Genomic DNA, 17,251 nt, shown 5'->3' with positions numbered 1-17,251 from the left:
CAACTGAAAACTGTGTGGCGCCGCCCCCCAACACCAATGAAGCGCTAATTCTTGTGGGTGGGGGCAAAGACTCTTTGCTTTCGATCAATTTGTTGGAAGAGGCTGGATGGCCCTACACACCATTTGCGGTGAACCCAAAGGGTCCGATCATCTCCTCAATCGAGCGTATGGAGAAACCTGCATTCTTTGTGCGGCGATATCTTGATCAATCGATGCTCAAACTCAATGGAAAGCCCGGTTTCTATAATGGCCACGTGCCCTCAACCGCGATCAACTCCATCATCGCCGCATTAGTGGCCCTGCTCTACACAAAGAGCCACATCATCCTGTCCAATGAGCGTTCTGCCAGTGAAGGCAATCTGGAATTTGATGGCCGTGAGGTCAATCATCAACATTCCAAAAGCTTGGCGTTCGAGCAGCTCTTTGCAAAGGGACTTGAAAGCCTAACGGGCGGCGCGTTGAGCTATTTCTCCTTGTTGCGACCGCTTTCCGAGTTGCACATCGCCGCCCTGTTTTTACGCTCGACAAAGTTTGACGGTGCATTTTCAAGCTGCAACGAGAATTTTAAACAAGATGCAAGCGGCCCCGCAAAATGGTGCGGCAATTGCCCCAAATGCCATTTTGTGTCGCTCATTTTTGCGCCCTTCACATCTCCAAAGCGTTTGACCGCCATCGTGGGGGCAAATGTTTTGGACGACGCCAACAAGCTTGCGCCCATGCGCGACCTTTCGGGACTAACCGGCCACAAACCTTGGGAATGTGTTGGTGAGATATTGGAAGCCGCCGCAGCGCTTTGGCAATTGTCTAAAATCAAAGACTGGCAGAATATGGTGGTTGTAAAAACCCTCGCCCCAGAGCTGGAAGCATTCTACGGCGCGAACAAACTCAACACGGCATGGGACGAATTGATGACGCCCAGCGATGCCCATGCTATCCCTGAGCAAATTTATAAATCGATAAAGACAAAAGAGTTTGGCAATGCAAATTGATGGTGCAGTCGTTCTTTACGGCGCAGGCCGTGAGGCAAGGTCCACAAGACAATTCTTGAGCGAAGTCGCACCGCTTACCAAGGTCTATGTAACAGTAGATAGCGGCGATGCGGACGTCCAAGATTGTACGCAAATCTCCCCCGCTCAGCTGCAGACCTTAATCGACAAAAAAGAAGTCGGGCTTTTGGTGCGCTCCGCTGGCGTCTCGATTTACAAGCCAGAGTTGATCGCTGCCCAAAAGGCGGGCGTTGAAATTACCACCAATATCAACCTTTGGGCCAAATATCGGCGCGGCGACGCCAAGGTTGTTGCTGTCACCGGCACAAAAGGCAAAAGCACAACGGTAAAATTGACTGAAACAATGCTCAAATGCGCAGGGTTAGATGCCTGTTTGGGCGGAAACTTCGGCGTTGCCCCATTGGACCTTGATGACCACGATATCATCGTGATGGAGCTCTCTTCTTACCAAGTTGCCGACCTACAATTGCAACCAGATTATGTCGGCTTTACCAACCTTTTCCCCGAACATGTGGATTGGCACGGCAGCCTTGAACAATATTACCACGACAAAATGAACCTATTGCGCCGCGAAGGCCGCTATGGTTATGCACTCGGCTCGCAAGCAGCGGTGAACCAAAAGGTTCAAGCCAACCTGCCCAAATATGCAAATGAATTGCCTGGGCCTTCCGCTGAAATGGTGGCCGCCCTACACGGCACAATGCGCCAATCAAAACTCAAGGGCCCGCACAACGCCGACAATATGATGATTGCCGCCAAACTTGCCCTAGGCCTTGGCGCAAGCGAAGAAGCTATCCTTGAGGGCCTTAAAAGCTTCGCACCACCTGCGCACCGACTGGAAGAGCATCAAATCGGTGGCCTAACGATTGTTGATGATTCAATATCAACTACACCGGAAGCCACAAAAGCAGCGCTCGCCACTTATCCTGATCACCCCATTGGCCTGATCGTTGGTGGTTTCGACCGCGAACAGGATTATCATGACCTCGCCAATCATATCCGCACCTCTTCAGTTACAACAATAGCTTGCTTGCCCAACACCGGGCACCGACTGGTTGAAGCGATCGCGGAACTTGGCATTGAAGTCGACATATTTGAAGCGGATAATCTCACCCAAGCAATGCTAGAACTGGCCAAAAAGCGTGAGCAATTCGAATTACTCATCCTCTCTCCTGCCGCCCCTTCTTACAATCACTTCCGCGATTATGTGGAACGAGGCGAGAAGTTTGTGGAACTGGCAAAAGAGCTATTCATCTCGTAAATATACTCAGATCGTGCAAAAGGACTGGAATGACAAAACTTAAAAGCTTTATTCACAAGCTAAACGCAGGCGAATTTACGCTGCTCGCTTTCGTTGTGCTAGTATTCATTTTCGCCACCGGCATATTGGTCGGCAAAGGGGGCTTTTTTCTGTCCCAACTGGTTGTTAGCTAACCCCCACTAATTGCGGCAAACAAATTTACCCAATTGACCCAACCAATTAGTTTGGTATGATTCAAAGAGTTTTTTGGGAGATATTTTGTGGTACATCCGTTCGGACTAGTGACATATCGCTTTGGCAAGGATGACGGCACATTGATTGCCGAGTGGGTCAACGATGACCCTGCGAGCACGAACAGTGAAATCGGCATCGGGCTGGCAAAATCATCAAACGCCAAGTCAGACTCCTACGAAGGCGACTATAAAGTCGAATATTGGTTGCAAGGCAAAGTCATAAAGCTTGACCTCACAATTGTTGCGAGCGGTGAAATCTTTAAAATGTCGTGGATGAAAAATGGCGAATTGACAAACACCGGCTATGGGTTTGTGAGCGGCGACATGCTGGTTGCGGGCTTCTCGCGATAATTTCAAAACACGCAACACGACGAATTGGAAATGAGTTTGCCCGCTGCCTATCTTTATCTTCTGCTCGCCATTATTGGCGAAGTCGTTGCCACTTCTGCCCTAAAAGCATCTGATGGGTTTACTGAAACCATTCCCTCAACGCTCGTTGTTGTTGGCTATGGTGTTGCTTTTTATTTCCTCAGCCTTACGCTTAAAACGCTGCCCCTTGGCATAACTTACGCCGTCTGGTCAGGTGTTGGTATCGTCGCCGTCTCAATTTTTGGATGGCTCTACTATAAGCAACCCCTCGATTTTGCGGCGATCACCGGTATGGGCATGATATTGGCCGGAGTGCTGGTCATTCATCTTTTTTCAAAATCCGCGACCATTCATTAGATTAACGCGCATTCCAATAAAATACCATTATCTTTCAGTATGTTAACTATTCATTTAGGCTAGCATGCTGCAAATGGGCGCTTTTTTCAGGTTTTTTAACCAACTCCACAATGAACCATCCCGCTAACCAACTGAAATATAACAGTTTCCGCAATTTTCTAAATCTTTACCTAGTTTATTGGGAGATTGAAAATCGCTCTGGTCCAAACTGTCCCCAATGTGCTGCATGAAGCAGTACACGTTGAGGAGGTTTTGACATGGCATTTCTACTATTGACCATTTCGATGTCGCTGATTGTCTATGGCTACCACCAGCCAAATACGCGGGCTGTGGTTCAAGTGAAAAGACAAGCGCGACAGAAACAAGCAGCCGCCTTAAACGTTTCAAACAAGCAGTAAGTTAACGGGGAACAAAAATGAAAACTCTAGCAGCAACAACTTTGGCATTTATGTTGGTTACAGCAGGCCTAGCATTGGATTTTTCGGTGAATATGTCTAACACCTCAATGATTCAACAAACACCAGCTCAATTCACTGCAATTTACTAAGCGATTGCGCCCGGCATTTCCTCCCTTAAAAAAGGTCGGGCACCCCTTCCCAATCACTTAGACGGCTCGTGGCAATAAAGCAGATAATTGGCACTGCCAAAATTGGAGAATTGAATTGAATGTGAGAGCGGCATAAAGCCTCGACCAGCAATGGTTCGAGGCTTTAGCTATTGTGGAAGCTCTTCCAATTCGATCAATGTGCCATCAAAGTCTTTTGGGTGAAGAAACAAAACCGGCAAGCCATGCGCGCCAATTTTCGGCTCGCCGTCACCCAACACGCGGGCACCCTCATCGCTGAGTTTTTTGGCCGCAGCGCGAATATCTTCAACTTCAAAGCACATGTGATGAATGCCACCAGATGCGTTCTTTGCGAGGAATCCCGCAATCGGTGACCCCTCACCCAGCGGATGAAGCAGCTCCACTTTGGTATTTTCGAGCATCACAAAGACAACCGTCACGCCATGCTCGGGCAAATCTTGCGGTGCAGAGACTTCGGCCCCTAGCATATCCCGATATTTTGCCGTCGCTGCCGCCAAATCAGGGACAGCAATGGCAACATGGTTTAATCGACCGATCATGCTTCGTTCCTCAACTTGCCTTCAATTCGGCTCATCACAGCGTTTGCCGCATCGAGCACATTGGTACCAGGCCCAAAAATGTCGGCGACGCCCGCGTCACGCAAGTGTCGATAATCTTGCTCCGGGATAACGCCACCGGCAAAAACAGAGATATGGCCAGCACCCTTTTCATTCAGCAAATCAATGAGTTCTGGGATCAGCGTTTTGTGACCAGCCGCTAAAGAAGATGCACCGATACTATCTACTTGCAGCGCAATGGCTTTATCCGCAACCTCAGTTGGTGTTTCGAACAGATCTCCAATATGGACTTCAAAGCCCATGTCAGCGAACGCAGTGGCGATCACCTTTGCGCCACGGTCGTGACCATCTTGGCCCATTTTACCGATATAAATCGAAGGCTTACGCGTTTGTTCAACGCCAAAATCTGCAATCCGCGACTGGACCGCTTTGTACTCAGGGTCGTCACCATATTGATGATCGTAAACACCGGAGATGACTTTGGTTGACGGCTTATGCCGATCAAACACCTCTTCCATCGCATCAGATATCTCGCCAAGCGTTGCCCGCGCACGTGCTGCATCAATGGCTGCGGCAAGCAAATTGCCTTCGCCAGTTCTGGCCACATCGCGCAATACATCAAGGGTTTCTTGCCACTTAACGGAGTCCCGCGTTTCTCGGATTTTCTTGATTGAAGCAATCTGTTCAAGCCGCACGGCCTTATTGTCGATGTCCAAAATATCCAGATCATCTTCTTGATCCAGCCGATATCGGTTGACGCCCACAATAACGTCTTCGCCCTTATCAACCCGCGTCTGGCGGATTGCTGCTGCGCGTTCGATTTCAAGCTTTGGTGTGCCTTCTTGCACGGCTTTGGTCATGCCGCCCTGCGCTTCGATCTCTTTAATCATTGCGCCAGCTTTCGCCACCATGTCAGCCGTTAGGCTTTCCACATAGTAGGAACCACCCAACGGATCGACAACGTCTGTCACACGCGTTTCGTGCTGCAAAATAAGCTGCGTATTCCGCGCGATACGAGACGATGTCTCCGTCGGCAGCGCAATCGCTTCATCGAACGAGTTGGTGTGCAAACTTTGCGTGCCGCCCAAAACCGAAGCCATCGCTTCATAAGCTGTGCGGACCACATTATTGTAAGGATCTTGCTCAGTCAGCGACACGCCAGATGTTTGGCAGTGCGTTCTGAGCATCATCGAACGCGGGTTCTTTGCGCCCAAATCTTTCATGATGTCAGCCCAAAGCGTACGGGCAGCGCGCAATTTAGACACTTCGGAAAAGAAGTTCATGCCGATGCCAAAGAAGAACGACAAACGCCCGGCAAACGCATCAATGTCCAAGCCCTTTTTCTGCGCTGCACGAACATATTCAATGCCGTCAGCAAGCGTATAGGCAAGCTCTTGAGTAGCCGTCGCGCCCGCTTCATGCATGTGATAGCCAGAGATCGAAATCGAATTATATTTGGGCATGAATTCAGCCGTGTGCGCAATAATATCCGCAATGATCCGCATGCTTGGTTCTGGCGGGTAAATGAAGGTGTTGCGCACCATGAATTCTTTTAAAATATCGTTTTGGATGGTGCCTGAGAGCTTATCTTGGCTCACGCCCTGCTCTTCAGCGGCCACCACAAACATCGCTAAAACAGGGATCACGGCGCCATTCATGGTCATCGACACTGACATTTCGTCCAGCGGAATACCGCCGAACAAAACTTTCATATCTTCAACACTATCGATGGCAACGCCAGCTTTACCCACATCGCCCGTTACACGCTCATGGTCACTATCGTAGCCGCGGTGCGTTGCCAAATCGAAGGCAACGGACAAGCCTTTTTGCCCTTTTTCAAGCGCCTGCCGGTAAAACTTATTGCTCTCAGTCGCTGTTGAAAAACCCGCATATTGACGAATCGTCCAAGGGCGGTTGGCATACATGGTTGCCCGCACGCCACGGGTAAATGGCGCTTCGCCCGGCATCGCTTCGGTTGCGCTTTGGGGCACGTCTTCAGCAAAATAGACGGGTTTTACATCTACCTCGCCATATTGGGTTTCAAGATCAGCAGGTGCTTTGCCGCGCAATTCACCCTCTGCTATGCCCTGCCACTTGGCATATGTGTCGGATTTGATGCTCATAGCTCTTCAAACTCCATGATGACTTCATCCACCGCCAACACAGACCCAATGCCTGCCGAAATCGACTTCACGCGGGCTTTCTTTTCAGAACGCAACACGTTTTCCATTTTCATGGCTTCAACAATGGCAAGCGCCTGACCGTCTTCAACCACGTCGCCTTCTTCAACTTCAATGCGCACCACTTGGCCGGGCATTGGGCAGAGCAGATATTTAGACATATCCGGTGGCAATTTAATCGGCATATGCTCCATTAGGTCAGCAACCCGAGGCAGCAATACTTGTACCTTTAAGTCCGCACCACGATAGCGCATTTTGAACCCGTAGGAGGTGCGTTTAACCTGCACCACCATGTGCTTTTCATCGCCCACGCGGCCCTTGGCCAGCGTATCACCCGGTGCCCAATCCGTGTCGATGCGGATCAGCGTTTCAAAATTGTCTTCTCGGTCCTGCCAAATCACCGCGTCTTTTTGCACTGAGAAGTCAAAACGATTTTCGCCAATAATCACGCTACGCTGATTGCCATTTGACGCCAGATCCAGTGTGGTCGCTTCTGAAAAGCCACGACCCTCAATTTGGTGGGCCATATGGGCGGCCAATCCCGCTAGAAGCTTCAGTGAAGCTTTTGGCAGTTCGACCCCATCAAATCCTTCAGGGAATTCTTCAGCAATATAGCCAGTGGTCAAACGACCTTCTTTAAACCGGTCCTGCTCCATTACAGCAGAAAGGAACGGAATATTGTGGCCAATGCCTTCAAGTTCAAACCCATCTAGCGCATCGGACATGGCTTCAATGGCCGTCAAACGATCGGGTGCCCACGTGCACAATTTAGCGATCATCGGATCGTAAAAAGTGGAGATTTCGCCCCCTTCAAACACCCCAGTATCATTGCGCACAATAAGGGCATCTGTGGTAATTTCTGACGGCGGGCGATAACGTGTCAAACGGCCAATAGAGGGGAGGAAATTGCGATAGGGATCCTCAGCATAAAGCCGGGACTCAATTGCCCACCCATTGAGCGTGACCTCATTTTGGCCGATTGCAAGCTTTTCGCCCGCCGCTACGCGGAGCATTTGCTCCACTAGGTCTATCCCTGTGATCATTTCGGTTACAGGGTGTTCCACCTGCAGCCGTGTGTTCATCTCAAGGAAATAGAAATTTCTGTCGCCATCCACGATGAATTCCACCGTGCCAGCGCTTGTGTAACCAACCGCCTGCGCCAAAGCGCAGGACTGTTCGCCCATTTTTTTGCGTGTTTCTTCATCCAAAAACGGCGAAGGCGCTTCTTCAATCACCTTTTGGTTGCGGCGCTGAATGGAACATTCGCGCTCGCCCAAATAAATGCAATTGCCGTGACTATCGGCCAGCACTTGAATTTCAATGTGACGCGGGTCGGTGACGAATTTCTCAATAAAAATCCGATCATCGCCAAAACTTGATGCAGCTTCGGATTTGGAGCGGTCAAAACCCTCACGCGCTTCGGCATCGTTCCAGGCAATCCGCATGCCTTTGCCGCCGCCACCGGCCGAAGCCTTAATCATCACCGGATAGCCAACCTTGTTGGCAATCTTTACCGCGTCTTCCGCGTCTTCGATCAATCCCATATGCCCAGGAACTGTTGAAACATTCGCTTCAGCCGCAATTTTCTTCGAAGTGATCTTATCACCCATCGCCTCAATGGCTTTGGTTGGTGGGCCAATAAAGACAATATCATTTTGTTTCAACGCCTCGCAAAATGAAGCGTTTTCGCTCAAAAATCCATAACCCGGGTGCACCGCTTCTGCGCCTGTATCCTTACAGGCTTTAATGATCCGGTCTGCAAGCAGGTAACTTTCAGCCGCTGGCGAACCACCAATGTACACAGCCTCATCAGCCATTTCCACATGCAGCGCCTCGCGGTCCGCATCTGAATAAACAGCAACCGTTTTGATGCCCATTTTCTTGGCAGTTTTAATCACCCGACAGGCAATTTCACCCCGGTTAGCAATTAGGATTTTTGAGAACATTTGCTCATCCATTCCTTGTTCGCGCAATGCGAGAGTTTATGTTTAGGCTGTCCGGGACTTGATCCGGGACCTATTTCAATTCGATCCCGGATTAAGTCCGGGAATGCCCCGAGGGCAAAGAAGCACGTCCATTTTTCTTCGTCATTGTCGGGCTTGACCCGACAACCCATGTAGCGCTGACCATTCCCGATGGATCCTCGGGTCAAGCCCGAGGATGACGAGGGAGGGAACCACTTGGTTTACTCAGGCCGACGACACACAAAATCAATTTCCACCAGCGCCTCAAGCGCCAAACCCGTCACGCCAATTGTCGTGCGCGCGGGACGACGATCCGCTGGGAAAAACGACTGATAAGTTTCGTTGAACTGCGCATAGTCGCCATAAAAATCCGTCAAATAACACCGCGCCATCATCACGTGGCTCAGGTCCAAACCGATACCCGCCAAAACAATCTTGAGGTTCTCCATCACGCGGATAGTTTGCGCTTCAATCCCCTCCGGCAACGGCGCGTCCGGTGCATTTGGGTCAGTCGGCATTTGCCCAGTGACAAAAATCCAACCATTGGCTTCGGTTGCATGAGAAAATGGCGCCACCGGCCGTGGACCATCTGAAATCATATGAAATAGTGGATCAGTCATTTGTTGTTCCTCATTCTGCTCCCTCCCCCATCGTGGGGAGGGTTGGGGTGGGGGGACGACGCAAGCGCATTTTGAACCACATCAAATACCCCTTCCATGTTTTTCATCACTTCAGCATTGGTCAATCGCAAAACTGTGTATCCGTGCCTTTGCAAAAACCGATCACGTTTCCGATCAAATTCCATTTGCTCCGGCGACCCATGCGTGTCGCCATCAATTTCAATCACCAACTTGGCCGAGTGGCAGACAAAGTCTGCGTAATACGGCCCTAGCTGCACTTGCCGTCGAAAGTGAAAACCATCCGCGCGCAGTGTGCGTAACATTTTCCACATTTCCTTTTCAGGTGGGGTTGCATTTTGTCGCAACTCTCTTGCGCGTTTCTTGCTCATCCCCCCACCCTTAGTCCCTCCCCACCAGGGGGAGGGAAACGGTCTTTTGTTCCCTACAACGGAATATTGTCGTGCTTTTTCTTGGGCATCGACTGTTGCTTGTTCTTTAGCGTTTCAAACGCCCGCGCCACGCGGCGGCGGGTGTTGTGCGGCATAATCACATCATCGATGAAGCCGCGCTCGGCTGCCACAAATGGGTTGGCGAAACGGTCTTCATAATCCTTTGTGCGCTTGGCGATTTTGTCGGCGTCGCCCAATTCAGCGCGGTACAGAATTTCGGTTGCGCCTTTTGCGCCCATCACGGCGATTTCAGCGGTGGGCCACGCGTAGTTTACGTCGGCACGGATGTGCTTGGAGGCCATAACGTCATAGGCGCCGCCATAGGCTTTTCGGGTGATCACGGTTACTTTTGGCACTGTTGCTTCGGCATAGGCGAACAGGAGTTTGGCGCCATGCTTGATGATGCCACCATACTCCTGCGCGGTCCCGGGGAGGAAACCGGGCACGTCAACTAAGGTTAGAATGGGGATATTAAACGCATCACAAAAGCGCACGAAACGCGCTGCTTTTTTGGATGAGTTAATGTCCAAACACCCGGCCAGCACCATCGGCTGGTTGGCCACAACCCCCACGGTTTGGCCGTTTAGCCGAATAAAGCCGGTCAATATGTTTGCCGCATGTTCGGCTTGGAGCTCCAAAAAATCGCCCTCGTCTGCGATTTTTAAGATCACCTCTTTCATATCATATGGCTTATTGGCGCTGTCCGGGATGATGGTATCAAGGCTCATATCCGGGCGATTAACGACGTCATTCACGTCAACCTTCGGGGCCTTTTCATTTGCATTTAGGGGCAAGTAGTCCACTAAGCGGCGCACTTCGAGCAATGTTTCAACATCATTTTCAAATGAAGCGTCTGCAACTGAAGAAATCTTACAGTGCGTTGAAGCACCGCCCAGCTCTTCTTGGGTCACTGTTTCGTTGGTAACGGTTTTTACCACATCAGGACCGGTCACAAACATATAACTTGTGTCTTTCACCATATAGATGAAATCGGTCATGGCAGGTGAATAGACCGCGCCGCCTGCACATGGGCCCATGATAACTGAAATTTGCGGCACAGCGCCAGACGCCATCACATTGCGCAAGAACACGTCCGCATAGCCGCCAAGCGAAGCAACACCTTCTTGAATACGCGCGCCGCCACTATCGTTCAGTCCGATCACTGGCGCGCCGTTTTGCACAGCCAAATCCATGATTTTGCAGATCTTTTGCGCGTGTGTTTCTGAAAGCGAGCCGCCAAAAACGGTAAAGTCTTGAGAAAACACATAAACCAAACGGCCGTTAATGGTGCCCCAACCGGTCACCACCCCATCGCCGGGGATGATGTTTTCTTCCATGCCAAAATCTGTGCAGCGGTGGGTGACAAACATGTCATATTCTTCAAAGCTACCCGGATCAAGCAACACATCCAAACGCTCACGTGCGGTTAGCTTGCCCTTGCCATGCTGCGTATCGATCCGGCGCTGACCGCCGCCCAAACGAGCTTCGCCGCGCTTGTGTTCTAGCTGCTCAATGATTTCCTGCATGAGGTGCCCCGCGTGTTCATTTTGATTTGTTGGGCACAGCCTAGCGTGTTGCCCGTTCCATGCGAAGGGCTGAAAAGGTGTACAAGAACACTCCTTTCACATTGTGAATTGTAAAATTGTGTAATTTGTGAAACTGTACATATCTGCCTCCCAAGCCGCATTGCCAATTGCGTGACGGGCTAGGTCCGACCAAAGCAAATGGCTGGCACTCCGGCGGGGTGCCGGGGACGGGAGCGCAGCGACCGGTGGCGGCAACAAGGAATAACTATGGCACAACGCAAAATCTTTGCAGGCATCAAGCTTCGCGCATTGCGCGAAACCAACAAGCTTACCCAAGCTGAATTTGCCAATCGCTTGGATATCTCCACAAGCTATGTGAACCAGCTCGAGAATAACCAACGCCCGGTTACCGCTTCGATCATGCTTGGGCTGGCCGAAACCTTCAATGTGGACGTTACCACCCTACTCGCTGACAAATCAGATCGCTTGATTGTTGACCTCAAAGAGATATTTGCTGATCCAATATTTGCAGATGCACCGCCGGGGTTGCAGGAGTTGAAAAACCTCGCCACCAACACACCAGATGCAGCACATGCCTTCTTACGGCTCTATGAAGCCTATAAAAAATCAAACGAGCGCATGGCAGGTGTGGATGACGTTTTGATGCGCGAACAATCGGGCAATTTGCAAACCTCTTATGAAGAGGTTCGTGACTTCTTTCATTATGCCGACAATTACGTGGATGACTTGGACCGCGCGGCCGAAGAATTGTCCAAAGAAGCCTCCCTGAACCACCACCAAAAGCTTGAGCGACTTGTGGCCTATTGTGCGGAAGTGCATGAACTCAACGTGGAGTTTGTGCTGCCCAACAAGCGCGACATGATCCGTCAGTTCGACCGCACCAGACGGATTATCCGCATTAATGCATCGCTTGAAAAACCCACTCAGTTCTTTCAACTGGCGAACCAATTGGCCCTGCTGGAACAAGCGAGCCTGATCAACGATATTCTGGAAAAAGCAAACTTTAAACGCCCAGAAGCACGCGCCATCTGCCGCATCGGGTTGGGCAATTATTTCGCTGGCGCATTGCTGATGCCCTATACCGCCTTCCTCAAAGAAGCCGAGATCGTACGTTACGATATTGAAGTGCTGGCCAACCGTTTTGGCGCGAGCTTAGAGCAAGTGGCGCATCGCCTATCGACATTGCAACGCCCCCAACACCGCGGCATACCGTTCTTCTTCGCGCGGGTTGACCAAGCAGGCACCATCACCAAACGCCACTCCGCAACCGCTTTGCAATTCGCCCGCTTTGGCGGCGCGTGCCCCTTGTGGAACGTGCACCGTGCCTTTGAATTCCCAACAGAAATTATCCGCCAACGCGCTGAAACACCCGACGGCAACCGATATTTATGCCTTGCTTGGATCAACGAAAAACGCGCCGGTGGATATCGCCAGCCAACGCGTCGCTATGCCTATGCCTTGGGGTGTGAAATCACCCATGCACATAAACTGATTTATTCAGAAGACTTGGACATTTCTGACACCGCTGCATTCGATCCCATCGGTATTTCCTGCCGCATCTGCGAACGCCGCAACTGCTCCCAACGCTCCGTTCCCCCCATCGCCGCAGAGATTTCTATCTCCCCTGACGAGCGAAACGTTGTGCCTTATGAGATTGTTTGACGGCGGAACCATAGACCAAGCAAAACGCCAACAAGAACAAGCCCAAGCCAGTTGATGCTAATCGCCGCTACTTCAAATCTGTAACCGCGCAACAAACCATAGGCAAAGCTATAAAAGGCAAGGGCTGCAAGCGTTGCAAACAGGCAGAAAGCGCCAATCAATGCGATCCACTTTTCGAGCTGATCACCTTTGCGAAATATAGCCCAGAGCAATCCCATCCCAAATGCCAACAGCAAATATCCAGCATCTTCAAGCGCAATAAACGCGCCGTATTCATCATATTGAGAGAAGACAACCAAGCCCTCAGTTCTGCCCAAAAGCAGTTGCGCAGGCAAAACGGTGACCTGCACAAAGTATGCGCCAAACAAAACCAAACTCGATGCCGCAACAAAGAAAAAACTTACGGCCGCTGGCAAGCGTTTGCACGCGTCAACACTCATCAACAACATGAGAAACAGCAATGCCGTGTTAACGACCAGCACCAACGCTGGATACATCCACATGAAGTCTATTGGATAGCGCAACCCTATTTCGGTAAATGGATAAGCGACGCAATCTGCAATGCAATAACTGCCAACCACAGGAATTGCTTGGAATGCGAAGAAGAAGGTGAACAGACATAAAAACGCGACACTGAACGCCAAGAAAGCACCCCATCGAGCCGAAATCCTCCTAGTTTCGTTGATATCGTCATGCATAGCGCCACCTCCAAAAGTCTGAGGGACTATAGGCGATTGCCCAACGGACATTATGATTCAAGTCAAACATCAGTTTTGATCTGAGGTCATGTTCGTCCCGGCGACTATAATGGCAGTCGGGCAAGCCTTGTTATAATGCAGTCCTAGGTGACACAGCGCTAATCTCAAAGCCAGCGCGCTTTGCGCTCCACATATGGCCAAGCCCAATGGCCAAATCAGCCAAACCAGCAACTACAAATATGGGCATGTAGAATTGAATGCCAAACCAGAGCATGGCCGGGCCATAGGTAAACCGCAAACAGCCTTCGAAAAATGCAATTTGTGGCGAGGCATCCATCCACCGCCATATTCCCCACGCAATTACCAACAACCCAAGCAAGCACAGGCTGAGTTGGGCAAATGGGTCTTCAACGCTTAGGGGCATGCCGCCCAACCTTTGATTGGCATAGCTGTAAGTAACCACTTGCTGACTACCGACAATAGGCAGCGCAAAAAGCCCTAGACCCATAAAGTCATAGATGCAAAATGCGCGGACAAGTCTTTGATTAAACTTCGTCATTGCGGACCAATTCCTTTATTGAAACTGGTCCGTCTTTAGATCGAGCCGTTAGGCTAATTCAATTCCCGCATTGGGTATAGGCTAGACTTCTTTATCGACCAATGTGCCCTCGCCTTTGTTCACAGGCGCCTTGATCTGCTCGCGCCGTTCCTGCAGCACTTGAATATTTTCTTTATCCGCTGCTTCAATTTTTTCGCGTTTTTCGCCTTCGCGCGCCACATCCAAATGTTGTTTAACCGGATCCGGTCGCTCATATACTGGGGCCAAGCCCACACCTGTTACTGCACTCATATATCTTCCCTCCTATAAGGTTGCAGCCTTAGCAACGCATTTTCTAAGGCACTTTCTCAAAAACTAAACATCAATATCCAATAGCGTGCCAACGCCTTGGGCATCGGTAAGATGCAACTCTTCCACCACCTGATTTAGCGCGGTCAATTTTGCGGTATTGGCCGCCTCCACCGCGCTCAGCTTCGCTTTGGCGATGGTGACTTTCATCTGATCTTCAATTGGTTGGGTGATGGAGTATCCGCGCCCAACGCTTGAAAGCGAGCTCATGCCGCTTCTCCCTGAATTCAAAACTTCAAGGAGCACTTTACCAAACCCGAAATAAGGCCCAGTTAGAATGATTGTTCAAATTGTAGGGGAAGTGGCAATAAGCCGGAAACCAAAGAAACCCAACCTGGTCGCACGCACTACAGCATTGAGAATTTCATCAAGCGCTCTTCAACGTAAGCCTTGAATGCGCGCACCCGCGTCGGCATCAACCGCTTGTCCGCATAGACCATGTAGACATGGCGCAACTCGGTCTTAAAGTCGGTAAGCACACGCACCAAACGTTTGTCATCTACGGGCGCTTGCAGATAAAACCTTGGACCATAAACGATCCCCAAACCATTCACAGCCGCATCAACCACACCACGAATTGAACTGATGACATAGCGCGGCGTAGGGGTTAATTCATAACGCCCATCTGGTGTGATAAACCCCCACCCCTTGGCCGGGTCCGAAGTGAGCAAATCAAACTTTGGCAAATCTTGCGGTACCGTTGGCGCGCCGTGGCTTGCCAAATACTCTGGCGACGCAGCCACCCACATTTCTGTGTCAAAGATTTTCTTTTGCACCAACCCGGGCTGGGTCGGCGGCAACACAACCAGCGACAAATCCAATTGTTCATCAATGAATTGCTGATCATTGATCGCGAATTTAAGATTGATATCCACTTCTGGATGCAACTTTAAAAACTCCACTACCCAGCCATGTAAATAGTCAATCGCCATTGATTCTGGGCAAGACACCCGAATGGAACCGCGCAAGGTTTCGCCATCGTCACTCAGCAGTGAAATCTGTTCTTGCAAATGGGAAAATCCAGCGCTTAGCGCGTTATAATAGCGCTCGCCAGCCGTAGTGAGCTGAAAACGCTTGGCGCTGCGATGCAACAGCTTTTGGCCCACGCGCTCCTCAAGTTGCGCCAAATTGCGCGACAAAGTGGGTGCCGACACACCAAGCTGCTTAGCGGCCAAGGTCATATTGCCAGCTTCCACCATCTCGCAAAACCAACTTAAAGCGTTCAAATCCAATGATTTCATAAATGCAATTTCAACTTACCGATTTCAATATATACCCAACAATATTGAAACATTAAACAGGAAGAATGAAACATGCAACATTCTGGAGAGACCCAATGCAAAAACTACCAGCCCGCCTGCGCCAACCTATTGTTGGCTTGGGCATAATGATCGTGATGGTCACATGCTTGCCAGCAATCTTGGTGCTGCAAAACATTCCTGAAGGCGCACCCTTTTGGCCAGCGTGGCGAAACGCACTTGGCCAAGTTGCCCCTTACGCCATTCCACTTGCAGTTGTTTCTGCGCTTATATTTAACTTCGCAGCAAACAGCTTTATTGAAAAAATTCAATAACATCCATTGTGGCGCGGTCACCCGCCGCGCCGCAAAGCGCTTGCCAAAAGTGCACAATGCCGATAGCCCTTGGCCAGCAAATTCAAAGAAAATGGAAATCGGCAAATGGTAGAGCCAGCAACGGACATTCAACACAAATGGCATGAAGATGTAATTGCCATTGTTACTGGAACACTGTTGGTTGCTTTAGGCGTCACCTTGTACAAACATACCCTATTGGGTACTGGCGGCATCAACGGCCTTGCACTTCTGCTCAACTATGTAACTCCATTTGGCTTTGGCGCCTTATTCTTTGTGCTCAACTTGCCCTTCTACTGGTTGGCCTGGAAACGCCTTGGGCCCTCTTATACGATCAAAACATTCGGCGCGGTTGCGCTTGTTTCTGTGCTTGTTCAGGTCACCCCAACGTGGATCAGCTTTGAGCACTTAAACCCCTATTTTGCGACCATCATTGGCGGCATCTTAATGGGCACAGGATTATTGATCCTCTTCCGCCACAAAGCAGGTCTGGGCGGCGTAAATATTTTAGCGGTTTTCTTGCAAGAAAACTACGGCATTCGCGCGGGCTATTTGCAGATGGGTATCGATATGGCAATTCTTGTGGGTGCGTTTTTTGTGCTACCCATAGATAAAGTCTTGCTCTCAATTGTTGGTGCATTGGTGCTCAATCTCGTGATCGCGATGAACTTTAGACCCGGCCGATACGTTGGGTTTTCAGGCGCTTTTGTGGCAGAAAAACACAGCAAAAAATAGTCAAAGCTAATCGCTAGATTCAGGTGATGGCGCCAGATTAAGGGTGACCCTAAAACATGCGCCCTCACCGTTGCCGCGCACCAAATCCAATTTACCGTTCATATGACCAACGATTTGCGAACTAATGGCCAAGCCCAAGCCAGACCCGGTTTGCGCATTGGACACACCGCGGTGACCCCGCGAAAACTTGTTGAACACGCGCTTACGGTCTTTCAGGGCAATACCTGGCCCATTGTCCTGAAACTCAATTTGCAGCCGTTTCCCCACCCGTTTCATACTCAATTCCACATAGGGATCTTTGCTGTCATTATATTTGATAGCGTTTGAAATTAGGTTGATAAACACTTGGCAGAGCCGGTCACCATTTGCATCGGCAAAAGGTGCATCAGTAATTGCTAAAGATCGAATTTTGATGCCGGACGATTTCGCCAATGGGTCGCAAACTAAAGCAGCGCGCTGCAGCACCTTAGTGACATCTACCGGCTCATTTACCCATGTTTTTTCTCCGCGCTCCAAAGCGCTAAGGTC

The 17,251-nt window shown here is 50.2% G+C and carries 20 protein-coding genes and 1 pseudogene; 9 read left to right on the top strand and 12 right to left on the bottom strand.

Annotation, left to right across the window (positions count from 1 at the left end; genetic code table 11):
* The 6 genes and pseudogenes from Q0231_RS00615 to Q0231_RS00590 form a co-directional block, all read left to right on the top strand.
* Positions 1 to 989 (top strand): annotated as a pseudogene (locus Q0231_RS00615) (hypothetical protein); the annotation flags it as partial.
* Entirely contained in the window at positions 979 to 2,268 is a 1,290-nt protein-coding gene (gene murD, locus Q0231_RS00610; RefSeq protein ID WP_299343672.1) for a UDP-N-acetylmuramoyl-L-alanine--D-glutamate ligase, read from the top strand. The pseudogene Q0231_RS00615 and the gene murD, both read left to right, overlap by 11 nt.
* 29 nt (positions 2,269 to 2,297) lie before the next feature.
* Positions 2,298 to 2,441 (top strand): hypothetical protein, encoded by a 144-nt coding sequence (locus Q0231_RS00605; RefSeq protein WP_299343670.1) that lies wholly within the window; start codon positions 2,298 to 2,300, stop codon positions 2,439 to 2,441.
* A gap of 87 nt (positions 2,442 to 2,528) precedes the next feature.
* Positions 2,529 to 2,852 (top strand): hypothetical protein, encoded by a 324-nt coding sequence (locus Q0231_RS00600; RefSeq protein WP_299343668.1) that lies wholly within the window; start codon positions 2,529 to 2,531, stop codon positions 2,850 to 2,852.
* A gap of 30 nt (positions 2,853 to 2,882) precedes the next feature.
* Positions 2,883 to 3,227: a multidrug efflux SMR transporter gene (locus Q0231_RS00595; protein ID WP_269394726.1), complete on the top strand. Its 345-nt coding sequence runs from the start codon at positions 2,883 to 2,885 to the stop codon at positions 3,225 to 3,227.
* Between the two features lie 257 nt (positions 3,228 to 3,484).
* Positions 3,485 to 3,625 (top strand): hypothetical protein, encoded by a 141-nt coding sequence (locus Q0231_RS00590; RefSeq protein ID WP_269394725.1) that lies wholly within the window; start codon positions 3,485 to 3,487, stop codon positions 3,623 to 3,625.
* Between the two features lie 316 nt (positions 3,626 to 3,941).
* On the opposite strand, the gene mce is transcribed toward Q0231_RS00590, so the two are convergent.
* The 6 genes from mce to Q0231_RS00560 all read right to left on the bottom strand — a co-directional run bounded on the left by mce (position 3,942) and on the right by Q0231_RS00560 (position 11,109).
* Positions 3,942 to 4,352 carry a methylmalonyl-CoA epimerase gene (gene mce, locus Q0231_RS00585; RefSeq protein ID WP_299343664.1) on the bottom strand — a complete coding sequence of 137 codons (411 nt, stop codon included), beginning with the start codon at positions 4,350 to 4,352 and terminating at the stop codon, positions 3,942 to 3,944.
* Positions 4,349 to 6,493, bottom strand: coding sequence for a methylmalonyl-CoA mutase (gene scpA, locus Q0231_RS00580; protein ID WP_299343662.1), 2,145 nt, complete (start codon positions 6,491 to 6,493; stop codon positions 4,349 to 4,351). Before scpA ends, mce begins: the two co-directional genes overlap by 4 nt.
* Positions 6,490 to 8,496, bottom strand: coding sequence for an acetyl/propionyl/methylcrotonyl-CoA carboxylase subunit alpha (locus Q0231_RS00575; protein ID WP_299343660.1), 2,007 nt, complete (start codon positions 8,494 to 8,496; stop codon positions 6,490 to 6,492). The genes scpA and Q0231_RS00575 overlap by 4 nt, the downstream gene beginning before the upstream one ends.
* A 239-nt stretch (positions 8,497 to 8,735) precedes the next feature.
* The gene (locus Q0231_RS00570; protein ID WP_269394769.1) at positions 8,736 to 9,113 is read right to left on the bottom strand and encodes a RidA family protein; all 378 of its coding nucleotides are present in this window, start codon (positions 9,111 to 9,113) and stop codon (positions 8,736 to 8,738) included.
* 17 nt (positions 9,114 to 9,130) lie between these two features.
* Positions 9,131 to 9,523: an endonuclease domain-containing protein gene (locus Q0231_RS00565; RefSeq protein ID WP_299343658.1), complete on the bottom strand. Its 393-nt coding sequence runs from the start codon at positions 9,521 to 9,523 to the stop codon at positions 9,131 to 9,133.
* A gap of 53 nt (positions 9,524 to 9,576) precedes the next feature.
* Positions 9,577 to 11,109 carry an acyl-CoA carboxylase subunit beta gene (locus tag Q0231_RS00560; RefSeq protein ID WP_269394719.1) on the bottom strand — a complete coding sequence of 511 codons (1,533 nt, stop codon included), beginning with the start codon at positions 11,107 to 11,109 and terminating at the stop codon, positions 9,577 to 9,579.
* Between the two features lie 267 nt (positions 11,110 to 11,376).
* On the opposite strand from Q0231_RS00560, the gene Q0231_RS00555 reads away from it, so the two are divergent.
* Positions 11,377 to 12,792, top strand: a complete 1,416-nt coding sequence (locus Q0231_RS00555) for a short-chain fatty acyl-CoA regulator family protein (RefSeq protein ID WP_299343655.1) — start codon at positions 11,377 to 11,379, stop codon at positions 12,790 to 12,792.
* On the opposite strand, the gene Q0231_RS00550 is transcribed toward Q0231_RS00555, so the two are convergent.
* The 5 genes from Q0231_RS00550 to Q0231_RS00530 form a co-directional block, all read right to left on the bottom strand.
* Positions 12,777 to 13,490, bottom strand: a complete 714-nt coding sequence (locus Q0231_RS00550; protein ID WP_299343653.1) for a hypothetical protein — start codon at positions 13,488 to 13,490, stop codon at positions 12,777 to 12,779. The genes Q0231_RS00555 and Q0231_RS00550 overlap by 16 nt on opposite strands.
* Positions 13,491 to 13,620: 130 nt before the next feature.
* Complete coding sequence (locus Q0231_RS00545; protein ID WP_299343651.1) at positions 13,621 to 14,049, bottom strand: hypothetical protein; 429 nt, start codon at positions 14,047 to 14,049, stop codon at positions 13,621 to 13,623.
* 81 nt (positions 14,050 to 14,130) lie between these two features.
* Positions 14,131 to 14,340 (bottom strand): hypothetical protein, encoded by a 210-nt coding sequence (locus Q0231_RS00540; RefSeq protein WP_299343650.1) that lies wholly within the window; start codon positions 14,338 to 14,340, stop codon positions 14,131 to 14,133.
* Positions 14,341 to 14,403: 63 nt separating this feature from the next.
* A complete protein-coding gene (locus Q0231_RS00535; protein ID WP_299343648.1) occupies positions 14,404 to 14,607 on the bottom strand; it encodes a hypothetical protein in 204 nt (67 codons plus the stop codon).
* Positions 14,608 to 14,744: 137 nt separating this feature from the next.
* Positions 14,745 to 15,638 carry a LysR family transcriptional regulator gene (locus Q0231_RS00530; protein ID WP_299343646.1) on the bottom strand — a complete coding sequence of 298 codons (894 nt, stop codon included), beginning with the start codon at positions 15,636 to 15,638 and terminating at the stop codon, positions 14,745 to 14,747.
* Positions 15,639 to 15,733: 95 nt separating this feature from the next.
* Here Q0231_RS00530 and Q0231_RS00525 point away from each other — a divergent pair, with 95 nt between their 5' ends.
* Entirely contained in the window at positions 15,734 to 15,970 is a 237-nt protein-coding gene (locus Q0231_RS00525; protein WP_299343644.1) for a hypothetical protein, read from the top strand.
* Positions 15,971 to 16,075: 105 nt separating this feature from the next.
* Entirely contained in the window at positions 16,076 to 16,723 is a 648-nt protein-coding gene (locus Q0231_RS00520) for a YitT family protein (RefSeq protein WP_299343642.1), read from the top strand.
* A gap of 6 nt (positions 16,724 to 16,729) precedes the next feature.
* Here the strand turns inward: Q0231_RS00520 and Q0231_RS00515 are convergent.
* On the bottom strand, positions 16,730 to 17,251 hold a 522-nt coding region (locus Q0231_RS00515), incomplete at its 5' end, for a HAMP domain-containing sensor histidine kinase (protein ID WP_299343640.1).

Origin of the sequence: uncultured Maritalea sp. (genome assembly GCF_937139385.1) — a bacterium.
GTDB classification, from domain to species: Bacteria; Pseudomonadota; Alphaproteobacteria; order Rhizobiales; family Devosiaceae; genus Maritalea; species Maritalea porphyrae_A.
Note: the sequence above shows the minus strand (reverse complement) of the source record. Positions and strands in the feature narration are given on the sequence as shown.